We start from the raw sequence: 15,626 nt of genomic DNA, 5'->3' as shown, positions 1-15,626 counted from the left end.
GGTCTGTCGGGCGGTCCGGGGGTGGGGGGTCCCCTCTCACCGGCCCCCCCCCTTCCGCGTGTGTCCGGGGAGGTCAGCCGCGCTGGATCCCGGCGGTGTCGGCGAGCACGCCCTGGGTGCCGTCCGCCAGCTGGGCGACCAGCGCGGTGCCGCGCTGCTCGACGGCCAGGTACCAGGTACCGGGCACCACCTCGCCGACCGGGGCGCCGGCCGGGTTGTCCTTCGGGGCCAGCTGGCGCGGAGCCGGGACGGCGAACCAGAACGGCTGGAAGTCCGCCGCCGGGGCGGCCTGCTGCTGCGCGGCCGGGGCCGGCTGCGCGACCGGGACGCCGGCGTCCTGCGGCTGACCGGGCTGGGCCGGCTGGCCGGGCTGCGGCTGGCCGGCGGCCGGGTAGCCGTAGCCGGCCTGGGCGCCGAAGGCCGGGTCCTGGCCCTGCGCCGGGTAGCCGTACTGGCCGGGCTGACCGGGCGCACCCGGGTGGCCGGGCTGGCCCGGGACCGGGTAACCGCCCTGGTACGGCACGGCGGCCGGGCGGTCGGCGACCAGCGGGGCCTTCAGCGCGGGCACCAGCGGGCCCGCGGCGGCCGCGCCGGCGAGCACGATCAGCGAGATGAAGCCGAGCCAGGCGCCGAAGCCGTGGCTGACGTTCGGGCCGTACGGGCTGGCGCCCAGCGCCCAGACCGAGGTCCACAGCGCGGCGACCGAGAAGGCGATGCCCCACTGGTCCAGCCGCAGCCCGAGCACCTGGCGGTTGGCCGCGGCCTCGCCCTGGAATCGCTGCACCAGGATCAGCACCGCGGCGACGATGCCGAGCAGGAAGATCGAGGGCAGGACGGGGAACAGGTCCGTGCTCCACGCGTTCTTTGAGGCTTCCGCACAGAACCGGCCGCTGCAGTCGGCGGACAGGTAGGGCAGGAAGGAGGCGATGAAGAGCAGGACGGCCGCGCCTGCGACGGCGGCGTCTCCCCTGGTGAGAGCGCGCAGATTCACTAACGTTCCCCTCGTTGACGTGTCGTGGACGGTGGTTCGTGCGGTCGGGCCGACCGGCCGAAACTCCCGAACGGACCAGAAGCCTAGGCCCAACCGTCCTGCCCGTGCACGGCGGGACCGGGAACGGGGCGAAGTCGTTGCAAACCGTGCGGGCCGGGCGTACTGCCGTCCGGCCCGGATCACGCGGCTCGACTTCCCTGCTGGGTCTTCGATTCTTCTATGGAGTCGTCAGGAACGCGGTCAGCGCGTCGGCGATCCCCTGGGCCGCCTGCTGGCGCCACTGAGGGTCCGTCATCCGCTTCGCGTCCGTCGAGTTGCGCATGTTACCGCACTCGATGAACACCTTGGGGACCGTCGAGAGGTTGAGCCCGCCCAGGTCGGAGCGGGTGTCCAGGCCCTGGTTCGCGATGTAGTCCGCGTACGGCTCGCCGGTCGCCGCGTGGAACCGGTCGCGCAGCAGCAGGCCGAGCCGGTGCGAGGGTTCGACGATCGCCGAGGTGTCCGCCTTACCGGCGACCACCTTGGCCGGCATGATCACGTGGAACCCGCTGCCGCCCGCCGGGCCGCCGTCCCCGTGCACCGAGACCGCGGCGTCGGCGTGCGCTTCGGTGCCGGTCCGGGCGCGCTCGTCGATGCACGGGCCCCAGGGGCGGTCGCCGTCCTGCACCAGCACCACCGTGGCGCCCCGGGCGACCAGGATGGCGCGGGCCCGGCGGGAGACGTCCAGGGTGTAGTCGGCCTCGGTGTAGCCGGCGTTGGTCTCCGTCCCGGTGGTGTCGCACTCCTTGCGGGCGTTGCCGATGTCCACCTGACGGTTGATCTCGGCGGTGTGCGCGGAGTTGCCGGGGTTGTGGCCGGGGTCGAGGACGACGGTGCGGCCGGCCAGGCCGGTGGTGGCGGGTGCGGCCGGTGCGGACGCCGGTGCGGAGGCCGGGGGCGCCGGGGTTTCCGGGGGCGCCGACGGGGTGGGTGCCGGGGTGGGCGCTTCGGCCGCCGGGGTGTCGGCGGTGGGCGGCGGTGCCACGGGCGGGGTGAGTGGCGCCCCGGCCGGGTCGTCGGCGGTCCGGTCGGCGGCCGGGGCGGAGGCGGCGGCCGTGGCGCCGGCCGGGCCGGAGCGGTCGAGGGCCTGCCAGCCGAACCAGCCCGCCGTGCAGAGCGGAACGGCCGCGGCCGCCACCGTGGTCGCGCGCAGCAGGGTGGAACGGCGGGGCGGTCGGGGGGCGGTGCCGGTCACGGGCGGGTCAGATCCTGTCCTGGGTCCGCGGGGTCAGGCCGTAGCCGTTCGCGATGGTGTTCCACTTGGTCATGAAGTCCGTCTTGGCCTGGGTGGCCTGCGGGTTGAGCTCGTCCGCGTGCTTCTTGTCCGCGGTCGTCGGCGCCCGGCCCGAGCAGCCCTGGGCGGCGACGGCGCGCGCCCAACTCGCGTACGCCTTGTCGATGTCGGCGGACAGCTGCCAGGCGGACTTCAGCGAGTTCACCGCGTCCACTCCGCCCGGCACGTCCGTGACGGTCAGTTTGGCGAGCTTGGTCAGCAGCGCGGAGCGCTGGTTGGCGCCGTTGTCGAACACCTGCGCGGCGCTCTCGATGTCGGCCTTCGACGGGCAGCTGGTCACCTTGGCGACGGCGCTGCCGATCGGGGCCTTGGCGTTCTCGCCCTCGCTGAGCAGTCCGTCCAGGGCCTGCGCCTGGGCCTGGGCGTTGGGCCCGGCGCCGGTCGGGGACGGCGCGGTGCCGGACGGGGCCGGGGTGCTCGCGGCGCCGCTCGGCGCGGCATCCGTCCCGGCGGGCGCGGGGACGGGCTGCGGGGCGTCCGAGCCGGTCGGGGCGGTGGCGGGGGCCGGCGCGGCCTGGCCGCCCTTGTCGCCGCCGTCGCGGGCGGCGTACAGCAGGCCGCCGCCGACCGCCAGCACCAGGAGCAGTGCGAAGCCGATCAGCAGCGGGGCCTTGCGGTTGGTCGGGCGGTCCTCGTCCTCGTCCCGGTCGGGGTGGCCGGTCGGGTAGTCGGCCGGGTAGCCGGTCGGGTGGTCGGGCCGGGCGCCGTACGGGGGCTGCGGCGGGGCGGCCGGGGGCTGCGGGTAGCCGTAGCCGCCCGCCGGCTGGTGCTGCGCCGTCGCGTGCGCGGGGAACGGTGAGGCGGGCGGTGCAGCCGGGGGCGGGGTGGCGGTCCGGGGGAGCGGGGTGGTCGGCGGGTCGTAGCCGGGCGCGGCGGCCAGGTACGGGCGGGCGCCCAGCGGCGGGCCCTGGTCGCCGACGGCGCCGGGCACGGGCTCCGGGGCGAGCAGGCCGAGCCGGGGGTCGGCGGGGGCTTGCGGCGCGGGCGGCTGCGGGGTGGCGGCCCCCTCGGCGGGGGGTACGGCCGCGGCCGGGGACTGCGGACCGCGCACCCAGCCGCCGGCGCCGCCGCGCGCCGTCGGGTCCCAGACCGCCGGAGCGGTGTTCTGCTGGTCCGTCATGTCGCTGCTGGCCCCCACCGTCCGCCGATGCTCTGCCTGGTGCTGCGCGGCCACCGTACCGTTCGAACCCCCGCCCGACAGCCCCGGCACGACGTTAGAGCATCGGTGCGGGGCCGTGGGGCGGCTCGGCGGATCCGTGGGACGGGGGGAGAGAACGGGGGAGAGAGGGGAGCGGGTCTCCGGGGGCCGGGCGTCAGGGCGTCCGGCGTCGGGGCGTCGGGGCGTCGGGCGTCCGGGGTCAGTGGGCGGAGCGGCGCAGGACGCGCAGCGAGCCGGTCACCGAGACCTCCTCGAAGCCCTCGGCGAGTGCCCGCAGGTACACCCGGTACGGCGCCTGGCCGCCGTCCGCCGGGTCCGGGAAGACGTCGTGCACCACCAGCAGGCCCTCCGGTGCCAGGTGCGGCACCCAGCCCTCGTAGTCGCCGGTCGCGTGCTCGTCGGTGTGCCCGCCGTCGATGAACACCAGGGCGAGCGGGCGCCCCCACAGCGCGGCGATCCGCGGCGAGCGGCCGACCAGCGCCACCACGTGCTCCTCCAGCCCGGCGGCGTGCAGGGCGCGGCGGAACCGGGGCAGGGTGTCCATCAGCCCGACCTCGGGGTCGACCAGGGTCGGGTCGTGGTACTCCCAGCCGGGCTGCTGCTCCTCCGAGCCGCGGTGGTGGTCCACGGTCAGCGCGACCGTCCCGGCCTCCCGGGCCGCCGCCGCCAGCAGGATCGCCGAGCGGCCGCAGTAGGTGCCGATCTCCAGCACCGGCAGGCCGGTCGCGCGGGCAGCCGCCACCGCCGCCGCGTACAGGGCGAGCCCCTCGTCGACCGGCATGAACCCGGTGGCCGTCTCGAACGCCGCCAGCACCCCGGGCGCCGGGCGGGCGCTCTCCAGCAGGTCGGACATGGGGTGCTCCTCGGGTCGGGCGGGACGGACTGCTCGGACCCTACTGGACGGTAGCGGTGTCGTCGTCGTCGGGCCCGGAACGCCGGGGGGAATCCGGGCGGCACGGGCCCCCGGCCTGTTGCCGGACCCTTGCCGCCCCTTGCCGGAGCCCCGTCCGCCCCGGTGGAACCCGTCCTCCCGGCGTCGCGCGGCCCGTGCCAGAATCGGCCCGTCCGAGGATCCACTCCGCGTCACACGATGCACACAGGGAGCAGCACCATGCGCGCAGCCGTCCTGCACAAGACCGGCCAGGACACCCTCGACGTCCGCGAGGACGTGACCGCGGTCGGCTTCCGGAAGGGCAGCGTCCGGGTCCGGATGCGGGCCGCCAGCCTCTGTCACTCCGACCTCTCCGCGATGAGCGGCGTCCTGCCGCAGCCCGCGCCGTTCGTCCCCGGGCACGAGGGGGCCGGCGACATCACGGAGATCGGCGAGGGCGTGACCGGCCTCGCCGTCGGCGACCGCGTGGTGCTCTGCTGGATGGCCCCCTGCGGCCGCTGCGACCACTGCGTGCGCGACCGCGGGCACCTCTGCATCGCCAGCCTGCGCCGGCTCGGCGCGCCGGGCTTCCGGATCGAGGAGGGCGGCCTGATCGCCTCCGGCTTCTACGGCACCGGGGCCTTCGCCGACGAGGTGGTGGTCTCCGCCGACGCCGTCATCAAGGTGCCCGCCGACCTCCCGTACGAGGCCGCCGCGCTGATCGGCTGCGGCGTCACCACCGGCATCGGCGCGGCGGTCAACACCGCCCGGGTCGAGCCCGGCGCCTCCGTCGCGGTGATCGGCGCGGGCGGCGTCGGCGTGGCCACCGTGCAGGGCGCCCGGGTCTGCGGCGCCGGCCGGATCACCGTCGTGGACCCGGTCGCCTCCCGCCGGGAGCGCGCCCTCGCCTTCGGCGCCACCGAGGCGATCGCCCCCGAGGACCTGAAGGCGGTCGCCAAGAAGCTGCCCGGCGGCGGCTTCGACTACGTCTTCGAAGCGGTCGGCCGCTCCGCCACCGTCCGGGCCGGCTACGACGCGGCCCGCCGCGGCGGCGCCGTCGTGGTCATCGGCGCGGGCGCCCAGGACGACCTCGCGCAGTTCACCATGGGCGAGCTGTTCTTCAACGAGAAGCGCCTGCTGCCCTCGCTCTACGGCGGGGCCCCGGTCGGCCGCACGATCGCCCTGGTCGTGGACCTCTGGCGGGCCGGGCGGATCGACCTCGACGGCATGATCACCCACCGGGTGGGCCTCGGGGACGTCAACGAGGCGATCGCGCAGATGCGCAGCGGCGAGGCGCTGCGGACCGTCGTGACGATGGACTGACGGCACCGGGCGGGCGACGGGAGACCGGCGATGAGTACCGGGTAACGGGCGCCGGCCCGGACGGGCGCCGGGAAACGAGCGAGGGCCCGCAGGGGAGCGCTGCTCCCCTCGGCGGGCCCTGTGCGTGCCGCGGCTGCGGCGGCGTGGTGCTGCGGCCGCGGTCAGCCGCGCGCCGCGCGGTGGCGGCCGTGCGGGTCGGACTCCGAGCTGTCGTCGGAGGCGGAACGGCCCCGGTGGCGGCCGTGCGCGTCCTCGGCCGTCTTCTCGTCGGCGTCGGTCCCGAGGGCGGGTCCGGTGGTGTCGGTGAGGGTGTCGGACATGAGAAATCGTCTTTTCCGTGCGGAGGGTGCTGGTCATCGGCGCCCGGCCGGCGCCGGTGGCGCACGGTCGGTCCCCGATCGGGCGCTCGGTACGCGCCCGTAGCCGGTGATCGCGGCCCGTGCCCCGGCCACCATAACGGCCGGAACGGACGAGATCCTATCGAGATCATGACGCGGCTCCGGTGCCGGTACGGGGCGCGGAACCGAGCCAGTGGCCGACCAGCTCGCGGTAGAGCGGGGACAGCACCTGGAGGTCCCCGTGCCGTGCCAGCAGCCCGTGCCCGCCGTCCAGCAGCAGCACCCGGTCCGCCCGCAGGGCCGAACTGATGCGGTGCGCGACGACCACCAGCGTGCCCGGCCGCGCCGCGAAGGCCCGCTCCACCCGCTCCTCGGCGGCCGGGTCGAGGTGGCAGGTCGCCTCGTCCAGCACCACGACCGGGGCGGGGGACAGGTACGTCCGCACCAGTGCCAGCAACTGGCGCTCACCTGCGGAGAGTTCACTCGGATCGCCCAGTGCGGCACCGAACCCGCCGAGGCGTGCCACCAGTTCCTCCGCGCCCAGCAGCGCCACGGCCCCGGCGAGGACGCCGTCCGGGAGGCCCTGGGCCGGCCAGGCCAGGTTGTCCCGCACCGAGCCCGGGAACACGTACGCCTCCTGCGGCACCAGCGCCACCGACCGGGCCGGCACCGGCGGCGCCCCGCCCACCGCCACCCACCCCGCCGTCGGCGCCAGCACCCCGGCCAGCAGCCCCGCCAGGGTCGACTTCCCCGCCCCGCTGGGCCCGACCACCGCCACGTGCTCGCCGGCCCCGAACCAGGCGTCGAGCCCGTCCAGCACGGGCACGGCACCGCCGCCGTGCCCGAACCGGACGCCCGCCAGCCGTACGTCGGCCGACCGTACGTCGGGAGCGGGAGCGGGAGCGGGGCCGTCGGGGTCGTCGGGGGTCCGGGTGCCGGGGGCCGTGGTCGTGGCCAGGCGGTCGAGGACGACGGCCAGGTCGAGCAGCCAGCCGCCGACCGTACCGGCCAGTGTCCGTACCGCCGGGTCGAGTTGCTGGACGAGGTAGGTGGCGACGCCGAGCAGTTCGCCCGGGGTGAGGACCCGGTGGGCGAGCAGCCACGGCGCCGCCACGAGGACGGTCAGGACCGGCAGGCGCCCGCCGAGCGCCACCACCAGCGCGCGCAGTGCCGAGGCCCGGCCGAGCGCCCGCGAAGCCGCTGCGCTCTCCTCGGCGGCCCCGGCCAGCATCCGGGCGACCTCGTCCCCGGTGCCGGTCGCCTGGACGTCGCGCAGCCCCGCCAGTGCGCGCCCGGCCACGGCGGCGAGCCGTTCCTCGGCCAGGACCACGGCCCTGCGCCGTGCCACCAGCGGTCGCAGCAGCCGGGCGAAGATCAGCCCGGCGCCCGCCAGCGGCAGCAGGACCAGCGGCAGGACGGCGGGGGCGAGCAGCGCCAGGCCGACCAGGGCTGCCATCAGGGTGACCCCGACCCCGCGCAGGGTGCGGAGCAGGGTGGCGGTCAACTGCCGGGCGGACTCGACCTGTTCGGTGAGCCGGGCGACTTCGGCCGGATCCGCGGCCGGTCGGGCGAGGGCGCTGCGGACCACCCGTGCGACCAGGGCGTCCCGCAGCGGCTCCACCACGGCGGCGAGGTACGGGAACCCGGCCCGCGTCGCGTACGCCCGGACGGCCATGGCCGCGCCGAAGCCGCTCAGCCAGGCCACCCCGACCCCGGGCCGCCCGGCGAGGAACCCCTGGTCGACGGCGGCCGAGACGAACAGCCCGGACAGCAGCGGCGGCAGAGCCTCCGCCCCGGACCACCCGAGCATCCGCAGCAGCGGGCCCCGGGTGGTGGCCAACTGCCCGAACAGCAGGGCCCAGCCGGGCGACGGGCGGACCGCGGAGCGTCGGCCCCGCCGACGTCCGGTGCCGGCCCGGCCCGGCACCGGGGCCGGGCCGGGCGCGCGGAGCCGTCGGCGCGGAGCGGCGGAGCGGCCGTGCTGCGCGGGAAGTCGACGTCGCCGACTTCCCGCGTGCGCGGGCGGGGTGGGGCCGTCGGGTGGTGCGGGCGTCGGCTGCATGGGAGGTCGGTCGGACCGGCTTTCCGTGAGGGGGCGCCCACCCCTGTGCTGCGGGTGGGTGCGGGTGCGGGGTCGTTCGACGGGGGCTGTACGGCCGGGAGCGGCGCGGGAAGTCGGGCCCGCCGACTTCCCACGCGGGCCGTCACCCGGCGGCGGCCTGGAGGGCGGTGTCCGCGAGGGCGGCGCGGTAGTCGGGGTCGGCGAGGAGGGCGGTGTGCGGGGCGAGGGCGCGGAGGCGGCCCGCGTCGAGCCAGGCGACCAGGTCGGCGCGGGCGGCGACGCCGGCGCGGTGGGCGGTCACCAGGCGGGTGCGGCCGTGGGTGGCACGCTCCAGGGCCTCGGTGACCTGGTACTCGGTGGCCAGGTCCAGTCCCGAGGTGGCGTCGTCCAGCACGACCACCCGGGCGGGCCGCGCCAGCAGCCGGGCCAGTCCGAGTCGCTGCAACTCGCCGCCGGAGAGCCGGAGTTCGTCGAGCGGGGTGTCCCAGCCGAGCGGCAGCCGGTGCAGGAAGCCGTCCGCCCGGGCGGCCGCCGCCTCGGCCGGCCCGGCACCGCCCAGCGCCTCGCGGACCGTCCGGCCGACCAGTGCGGGCCGGGCGAAGGCGTAGCCGACCGCATGCCGGAGCTCGGACGGCGCGAGGTCGCCCACCGGGACGCCGTCGATCAGTACGCAGCCCTCGTCGGGGTCGCGCAGCCGGCCCGGCAGCGCGGCCAGCAGGGACTTGCCGGAGCCGGAGCGGCCGACCAGGGCGACCGTACGACCGCCGGGGACGGTGAGGTCGAGCGGGCCGAGCAGCACCCGCCCGCCGTCACGCACCACCACGCCGCGCAGCTCGACCCGCCCCGGGCCGTCGGCCGGAAGCACGCCGGTGCCGGACGGAACGGGCGACAGCGCCAGCAGTTCGTCCACCCGGGCCTGCCCGGCCCGGGCGTGCGCCACCCCGACCAGCGCCTCCACCTGCTCGAACAGCCCCGCGCCCAGCGCCGCCCAGCCGGCCGCCGCCGCGAGCGCGCCCGGGGCCAGGGCGCCGTCGGCCAGCAGATCGCCGGCCGTGGTGAGCACCGCGACCTCGACCAGGGCGATCAGCAGCGTCGCCTGCCAGGCGGTGCGCCGCTGCGCCGCCCAGAGCGCGTGCCCGGCCGCCGAGAGCTCCGGCAGGGGCGCCAGCACCCGTGCCGCCTCATGCCGTTCGGCGCCCGCCGCACGGATGCTGCGCAGCCCGGTGAGGGCCCCGCCCAGCAGGGCGGCGAGCGCGCCCTGGGCCTCCTGGTAGCGGGTGAAAACCGCCCCGGCCTGCCGGAGGAAGAGCCGGATCAGCACCACACCGGGCACCACGCCCGCGAAGAAGGCGAGCGCCAGCCACGGCGAGAGCAGCCCGAGCCCGATGATCGCGCCCACCGAGGTGAGCAGCGCGCCGGCGGCGCCCAGCACGGCGGGCAGCCGCCCGCCCGCGTCGCCGGCCGAGGCCAGCAGTCGGGCGGTGAGGTCGCCGGGCGGCGGTCCGCCGCGCAGCCGGCCGCCGGGCCCGAGGGCCAGGAGGTGGCGGACGAGACGGCCGCGCAGGGCGGCGGTGGCCTCGGCGGAGCAGGCCGGCCCGGCCGCGGCGGCGGTGGCGCCGGCGGTGGCCGCCGTGCCCAGGACGAGGGCGAGCAGCAGGAACGCGCCGGGCCCGGGGCGCCGGCCGAGGGCGGCGTCGACGGCTCCGGCGAGTACGGCGGGCAGGGCGAGCGTGGTGGCGGCCTCGACCGGCAGGGCGAGGCCGAGTGCGAGGGTCCAGCCGGTGGGACGGCGGGGCAACTGGAGGCTCCCGTCGGATGGTCGGGATGGTCAGGGCGCGGGAACGGGGAAAGGCCGGTGCCGCCCCCGCCTGTCCGGACAGGCAGGGACGGCACCCGGTGACTACCGCCCGATCAGCGGTCGGCCGAGCCGGTGGCTCAGCTGACGGTGAAGAGCAGACAGGTCAGGATGAGGCAGGTGTACTGGCAGCCGTTGCCGTGGCCGGTCAGCTCGACGGACTCGGTCTCCGGCAGGTCCTGCAGCGCCGCGAGGTCGGTCTCGAAGTCCACCATGTGCTCCATGATTGTTTCCTCCCCTTGTGGTGCGCCCGCTGCGATCTGCGTGCGGGCATCGGGTATCGCGCCCCGGGCGGTCTCCATCCACCGCGTCGGGGCAGGTGCCCCGGGCCTCGACGGGCCCGGGAGTCTGTGGGAACGGGGGTCTGCGGGACCCCGTGGTGTGCCGACCCGGCCGGTCGTCCGGGCAGGTCGGACCGGCCGGGCAGGTCAGCCCGGCCAGCCCGTCCGGGCAGGTCAGCCCGGTCGGCCGGTCCGCAGGAACGCCGCCAGCAGCTCGTGGAGGACGGCGGCGCCCTCCTCGACGAGCACCTCGTGGCCGGAGCCCGCCGCCTCGACGTACCGGAAGTCCTCGCCCTCGATCCGGCCGATCCGCAGCAACTCGTGCCGCAGCGAACGGGACTGGCTCACCGGCACGACCTCGTCCCGGTTGCCGTGGACCACCAGCAGCGGTGCGCTCAGCCGGTGCGCCAGCTGGAGGACGTCGCGTGGCCCGCGGGCGTCGGCGATCGGTTCGCCGCCGCCCAGCCGGGTGGTCAACGCCCGTACGGGGGGCGCCGCTTCGGCCAGCAGCCGGGCGCCGGAGAGGAACGGGGCGACCACCGCGCAGCGGGCGACCTGCCCGGCCGGCGCGTGCGCGGCCGCCAGTAGCGCCAGGAACGCGCCGTAGCTGACCCCGAACAGTGCGGGCGGCTCCAGGCCGAGCGCCGCGCGCTGGCCCGCGATGCCGTCCAGCAGGTACAGCACGTCGTCCAGGTCGGGCCCGCCCCAGGCGCCCCGGATGGCCAGGGCGTGCGTCACGCCGTAGCCCGTGGAGCCGCGCTGGTTCGGTGCGACCACCGCCAGCCCGCCGGCGGACATCCGCTGCAGCGCCGGGTCGAACTCCAGCCGCCAGGCGTCCGCCGGGCCGCCGTGCAGTGCCAGCACCAGGTGTGGGCTGCTCAGCCAGGCGTCGCCGCCGTACACCACGGCCTCCAACGGGCCTGCCGGGCCCGCCAGTTCGAGGCTCTGCGCGGGCTGCCACCGGCCGCCCTCGCCGGGCGGGGTGCTGCCGTCCAGCCGCCAGCCGGGCGGCGGGGTCCGGACGGCGCGCACCCCGCCGGGCTGCCAGGGGAGCACCGTGTCCCGCCAGGGGCCGGGCAGCCCCGAGGCCAGCGGCGCGAGTTGCAGCGGCAGCGGCATCGGGCCGGTGGCGGCCGGGACCGGCCCGTGCGCCAGCAGCGCGTCGACGTCCAGGGTGGCCAGTGCCGTCGGGTGGTCGGGCGAGGAGTACGGCAGCCGAAGCCCCGCCGCGTCCCAGTGCCCGACCGCGCCGAGCCGCCCGGGCGGCACCGGCAGCGGGTCCAGCCGCCCGCCGGACGGCCGCCACAGGGCGAGCGCCGACCCGGCGCCGTGGTCGATCTGCACCACGACCCGGGGGCCGTCCGCCGCCTGCCGCAGGGCGACCGGCCGCAGGAACATGCCGGCGACGTGCAGGCACTCCGGGAACCGCAGCGGTTCGCCGCCGCCGAGGATGCCCCAGCCGAGCCGGTCGGTGCCGGGGGCGTCGCTGCGCACCATGGCGAACCGGCTGTCCGGGTCGAACAGCACCAGGCGGTCGTTGCTGCGCTCGCCGATCTCCAGCAGCGGGGTGGTCGTGCCGCTGCGCAGGTCGAGCACGACGCTGCGGACCAGGCCCGCGTTCACCCGGTCCAGGGCGAGCAGTGTGCCGGTGTGGTCCAGCCAGGTGCCGCCGCCGTGCAGTCCAGGGATCTCGGCGACCGGTTCGGGTTCGCTGCCGTCCGTCCGCACCAGCCAGGCGGTGGTGGCCGGGCGGGTGTCGGTGCCGAGGGCGACGGCCACCGGCGTGCGGGGGCCGGCGCCGGCCGGCACCGGGAGCGGCAGCAGGCGCAGTCCGGCCATCCGGAGTGCGGCCAACGGCTGTTCCACGGCGGCGTTCCCGCCGTACGAGAGGCGGACCAGGTCGTGCCGCTCGCCGTCGTGCCGGCAGACCAGCACCGAGCCGTCCGGGAGTGCGACCAGCTGCGCGTGCAGGCTCTCCGAGCGGTTGCCGGACAACGGCAGCGCGATCGGCGCGGCCGGTGTGCCGTCCTGCGGCAGTCGCCAACTCTCCACGTACCAGCCGCTGTCGGCGGACGAGGCCAGGCAGGCGGCGTGGCTGCCGTCGGCGGCGAAGGTGAAGCTCAGCCGGCGCAGGGCCTGTGTCACGGTGCGGGTGGCCACGTTCATGCTCCGCTCACCCCGCTTCCGTCGGAGGGGAGTCGGGGGACGCCGGGCGGTGCCGGGTCGAGCCAGAGCCGGGGGCCGCCGTGGCGCAGTCGCAGCAGGAAGGCCAACGGGCCCGCCGTGCCGGTGCCGTAGGCGGTGGCGCAGCCCGTACCCGTCTCGTCCGGAAGTACCAGGAGGCCGTCGCGCAGCGCCGCCCGGGCGGCGATCAGGGTGGCCGACTGCTCGGCCGCCGTGCGGAATCCGGGGTCGCCGGTGGCCTCGGCGAGGTCCAGCAGGTACTCGCCGTCGCCGGCCAGTCCGTGGCAGGCGCTCGCTCCGCCGTGCCAGCGGGCGGCCGTCACGGCGTGTCCGGCGGCGCGGGCCAGGTCGAGCGTCTCGGGGTCGCCGGTGGCGCGCCAGAGCCGCAGCAGGAAGCTGCCGACGCCGGAGGAGCCGCTGCACCAGTGCGCGAGCCGGATGTGCTCCGGGTCGCCCGCGCTCTGCGGCCACCAGGCGGTGTCGCGGGCGGTGTCGTGGGTCCCGCCGTCGTGGGCCCCGCCGTCGCGGGCGCTGTCGGGTACGCCCCGGCGTACGGTCGCGGCGAGCGTCCGTCCGGCCTCTACGGCTCCGGCGAGCAGGGCCCGGTCGTCGGCCGCCTCGGCGGTGGCGAGGAGGAAGGCGCCCACGCCGGCCACGCCGTGGGCGAAGCCGAGATGGGTGATCCCGGCGAGCGCCGAGTCGAAGCCCCCGGGCACCGGCCAGACCGTTCCGTACGGTTCGCGGCGGGCGGCGGCGAGCAGGGCGCGGGCGCCGTGGACGGCCTGGTCGAGGAAGTCGGGGGCGCCGGCCCGGGCCGGGGCGGCGCCGTCGGCGGCGAACCGGAGCCGGGTGAAGCCGGAGCCGGCCGCGCCGTGGCAGACGTCGGGGTTGGGCCACTCGACCGGGATCCGGCGGGCGAGCCCGGCGGCGCGGTCGGCCAGTTCGGTGTCGCCCAGCGCGCGGGCGGCGTCGAGCAGGGCCCAGGCCGTTCCGGAGCGGCCGAAGTGCAGTCCGGGCAGGACGACCGGTTCGGCGGCGATGCGCCGTTCGATCCAGTCGGCGGCCGTCCGGGCCGTTCGCGCGGCCTCCGCCCGTACCTCGCCGGGCAGCCCTTCGCCGTGTGGCCGCGAGCCGTGCGGCCGCGAGCCGTGCGGCCGTGGGCCGTGCGGTCCCGGGCCGGGCGGCCCTTCGCCCGGTACCCCCTCGGCGGCGACCGCCCGCGCCAGGACGGCCAGTACCCCGGCGGCGCCGTGCTGCACATTGCACGGGTCCGTCCGCTCCCCGGCGGGTACGACGGGCCACAGCCGGTCGCGCCGTTCGGGTGTGGCGGTGGTGGCGAGGTGCCGCAGGCCGTCGTGCAGCAGCCGGTCGAGGGGCGGGGCGCCGTCGGCCGCCGGGCCGGTGCCGCCCTGCCGGGCGGGGGCGTGCCACAGCGGTGTGACCAGGGCGGGCCGGGCCGTGCCGCCCGTGCCGCCCGCGGGGCCGCCCGGCGTGCCGGTGCCCGTCGGCTCCGCGGCCTCGCGCAGCGCTTCCCGCACCCGTGCCACCGTCCAGCGCCGGTGCGGGTCCTCGGCCCGCAGCCCGAGGACGGCCGGTGCCAGGCGCCGGGCCGTCGTCCCGGTCCGGGCCGCGAGGGCGAGCCAGCGGCCGAGGCGCTCGCCGACCGGGCGGGCCTGCGGGAGGTCCTCCGGGAGCAGCGGGTCGTGGCCGGTGGCCAGGAGGAAGAAGAGCCCGCCGAGGGCGTACAGGTCGACGGCGGGGTCGGCGACGCAGCTGCCCGCGGGGGCGAGCCGGCCGGGCCCGTGCTCGGGGGCGCGGTAGCCGGGGGTGCCGGCGGAGCCCGCGGTGCGGCCGGCCTCGGCCGCGAGTTCCAGGTCGACCAGCCGCAGCGAGCCGTCCGGGCGGACCATGACGTTGCCGGGGGAGAGGTCGCGCAGCACCAGCCCCTGGGCGTGCACCCGCTCGACCAGGTCGAGGAGGGCGTGCGCGACCGGTCCGGCCTCGGCCCAGTCGACGTCAGGGCTGCCGTCGCGCCGCAGCCGGGCGGAGACCCAGCTGCCGAACGGCTGTCCGGCGATCCGTTCCTGCACCAGGAAGACGGAGTCGTCCTGTTCGATGAGTTCGACGGCGCGCGGGGCGAGGTCCTGCCCGGCCAGCCGGTCGAGCAGCGCGGCCTCGTGCCGCAGGGCGTCGCGGGCGTCGGTGCCCGCGCGGTCGACCTCGATGTGCGCGCGGGCCTGCTTGACCACGACCTCGGTGCCGCTGGTCGCCTCCCGGCCGAGGAACACCCCACCCTTGGCGCCGTGCCGGACGGCGGCGGTCACCGCGTACCGCCCGGCCAGCAGTACGCCGCCGGGCCGTCCGCCGCCCGGTCGCCCGCCGACTGCGCCCTCCCCGGCGGCCTCGGCCCGCAGCGGATCCCGCACCCACCCCGGTGCCCGGTACGACCCCCCGCGCACGTCCTCGGCCCGCTGCCCGCCCGGCCCGCGCAGCACCGACCGGTACTCCCCGTCGTTGCCCAGCTCGGCCGGCAGCGCGAACGCGCCGTACCGGTAGTGCACCCGGCTGCCGGGCCGGTACGGCCGGTCGGAGAGCACCACCGGCCCCGGCAGCCCGGCGGTGGCCCGGTCGAGCGCGGCCGCCAGCCGCTGGAACTGCGCGTCGTCCGCCGGGTAGACGGTGATGAACTTGCCCGCCGAACCACGGTCGCTGTTCCGGGAGTTGAGCTCCCGGAGGCGTTCCCGGGCGGCGGCGAACTTGAAGCTGCACGGGTCCTCGGCGAGCACCCGGACGACGGCCGCGAGCACGTCCTCGCCCGCCAGTGAGGCCGCGCTCACATGGAGCTTCCACCCCTGTCCTGGCAGGGGCGAGGACGCGGTCGGCCTGGCCGTGCACCAGAAGCCGCCGACGGTGACGTCCCAGTCGCCGTCGCCTCCCCGGCCTCCGGTACCGGCCAGTGCCGCCCGCGTCGCCTCCGGCCACGCACCGGCCGCATCCGGCGCGTGCCCCACCGATCCCCTGTCCCCGGCCGTGCGCAGCGATGTGCCCGCCCTCATCCGCCGCCACATCCCTTCGTCTCGGCCGCCGCCCCTCGGGTGCCACTGCTCCGGCACCCGGGCGTACGGCCCGGCCTGATCGGTGTCCTGGTGCGCCCCTCGTCGGCCTCCTCCCGGGGGAGGGGGGCTCCGAGGGACGGGAGTCCGGACCGCCGGTCCGGCGGGCCCCTGGC

At 77.6% G+C, this 15,626-nt stretch carries 11 protein-coding genes; 1 reads left to right on the top strand and 10 read right to left on the bottom strand.

From position 1 onward, the window contains the following. Nucleotides 1-73: 73 nt before the first annotated feature. From ACFQ6N_RS35800 to ACFQ6N_RS35785, 4 genes are all read right to left on the bottom strand, one after another. A complete protein-coding gene (locus ACFQ6N_RS35800; protein ID WP_380658178.1) occupies nt 74-991 on the bottom strand; it encodes a hypothetical protein in 918 nt (305 codons plus the stop codon). Nucleotides 992-1,208: 217 nt separating this feature from the next. Further along, nucleotides 1,209-2,225, bottom strand: a complete 1,017-nt coding sequence (locus ACFQ6N_RS35795) for an N-acetylmuramoyl-L-alanine amidase (RefSeq protein WP_380658176.1) — start codon at nt 2,223-2,225, stop codon at nt 1,209-1,211. A 7-nt stretch (nt 2,226-2,232) separates the two neighbouring features. Further along, complete coding sequence (locus tag ACFQ6N_RS35790; RefSeq protein ID WP_380658174.1) at nt 2,233-3,444, bottom strand: hypothetical protein; 1,212 nt, start codon at nt 3,442-3,444, stop codon at nt 2,233-2,235. A gap of 238 nt (nt 3,445-3,682) precedes the next feature. Then, entirely contained in the window at nt 3,683-4,336 is a 654-nt protein-coding gene (locus ACFQ6N_RS35785; protein ID WP_380658173.1) for a class I SAM-dependent methyltransferase, read from the bottom strand. Nucleotides 4,337-4,594: 258 nt separating this feature from the next. Between ACFQ6N_RS35785 and ACFQ6N_RS35780 the strand changes: the two genes are divergently transcribed. Beyond that, nucleotides 4,595-5,677, top strand: coding sequence for an alcohol dehydrogenase catalytic domain-containing protein (locus tag ACFQ6N_RS35780; RefSeq protein WP_380658171.1), 1,083 nt, complete (start codon nt 4,595-4,597; stop codon nt 5,675-5,677). Nucleotides 5,678-5,838: 161 nt separating this feature from the next. Here the strand turns inward: ACFQ6N_RS35780 and ACFQ6N_RS35775 are convergent, their stop codons facing one another. From ACFQ6N_RS35775 to lanL, 6 genes are all read right to left on the bottom strand, one after another. After that, entirely contained in the window at nt 5,839-5,997 is a 159-nt protein-coding gene (locus tag ACFQ6N_RS35775) for a hypothetical protein (protein WP_380658169.1), read from the bottom strand. Between the two features lie 166 nt (nt 5,998-6,163). Beyond that, nucleotides 6,164-7,855: an ATP-binding cassette domain-containing protein gene (locus tag ACFQ6N_RS35770; protein WP_380658167.1), complete on the bottom strand. Its 1,692-nt coding sequence runs from the start codon at nt 7,853-7,855 to the stop codon at nt 6,164-6,166. A gap of 364 nt (nt 7,856-8,219) precedes the next feature. After that, the gene (locus ACFQ6N_RS35765) at nt 8,220-9,875 is read right to left on the bottom strand and encodes an ATP-binding cassette domain-containing protein (RefSeq protein WP_380658165.1); all 1,656 of its coding nucleotides are present in this window, start codon (nt 9,873-9,875) and stop codon (nt 8,220-8,222) included. A 137-nt stretch (nt 9,876-10,012) separates the two neighbouring features. After that, nucleotides 10,013-10,156, bottom strand: a complete 144-nt coding sequence (locus ACFQ6N_RS35760) for a VenA family class IV lanthipeptide (RefSeq protein ID WP_380658163.1) — start codon at nt 10,154-10,156, stop codon at nt 10,013-10,015. A gap of 231 nt (nt 10,157-10,387) precedes the next feature. After that, on the bottom strand, nt 10,388-12,379 hold the full coding sequence (locus ACFQ6N_RS35755; protein WP_380658161.1) for an alpha/beta hydrolase family protein: 1,992 nt from the start codon (nt 12,377-12,379) through the stop codon (nt 10,388-10,390). Next, nucleotides 12,376-15,453: a class IV lanthionine synthetase LanL gene (gene lanL, locus ACFQ6N_RS35750; protein ID WP_380658159.1), complete on the bottom strand. Its 3,078-nt coding sequence runs from the start codon at nt 15,451-15,453 to the stop codon at nt 12,376-12,378. The genes ACFQ6N_RS35755 and lanL overlap by 4 nt, the downstream gene beginning before the upstream one ends. Nucleotides 15,454-15,626: the final 173 nt, after the last annotated feature.

Origin of the sequence: Kitasatospora sp. NPDC056446, from assembly GCF_042796115.1 — a bacterium.
Classification (GTDB): Bacteria; Actinomycetota; Actinomycetes; order Streptomycetales; family Streptomycetaceae; genus Kitasatospora.
This window is presented reverse-complemented; position numbering and strand designations above follow the sequence as displayed.

What these genes read in the sequence shown, in the direction of transcription:
- ACFQ6N_RS35775 (WP_380658169.1), bottom strand. Translation starts at nt 5,997, where the DNA reads ATGTCCGACACCCTCACCGACACCACCGGACCCGCCCTCGGGACCGAC.
- lanL (WP_380658159.1), bottom strand. Translation starts at nt 15,453, where the DNA reads ATGAGGGCGGGCACATCGCTGCGCACGGCCGGGGACAGGGGATCGGTG.
- ACFQ6N_RS35760 (WP_380658163.1), bottom strand. Translation starts at nt 10,156, where the DNA reads ATGGAGCACATGGTGGACTTCGAGACCGACCTCGCGGCGCTGCAGGAC.
- ACFQ6N_RS35780 (WP_380658171.1), top strand. Translation starts at nt 4,595, where the DNA reads ATGCGCGCAGCCGTCCTGCACAAGACCGGCCAGGACACCCTCGACGTC.
- ACFQ6N_RS35785 (WP_380658173.1), bottom strand. Translation starts at nt 4,336, where the DNA reads ATGTCCGACCTGCTGGAGAGCGCCCGCCCGGCGCCCGGGGTGCTGGCG.
- ACFQ6N_RS35755 (WP_380658161.1), bottom strand. Translation starts at nt 12,379, where the DNA reads ATGAACGTGGCCACCCGCACCGTGACACAGGCCCTGCGCCGGCTGAGC.
- ACFQ6N_RS35790 (WP_380658174.1), bottom strand. Translation starts at nt 3,444, where the DNA reads ATGACGGACCAGCAGAACACCGCTCCGGCGGTCTGGGACCCGACGGCG.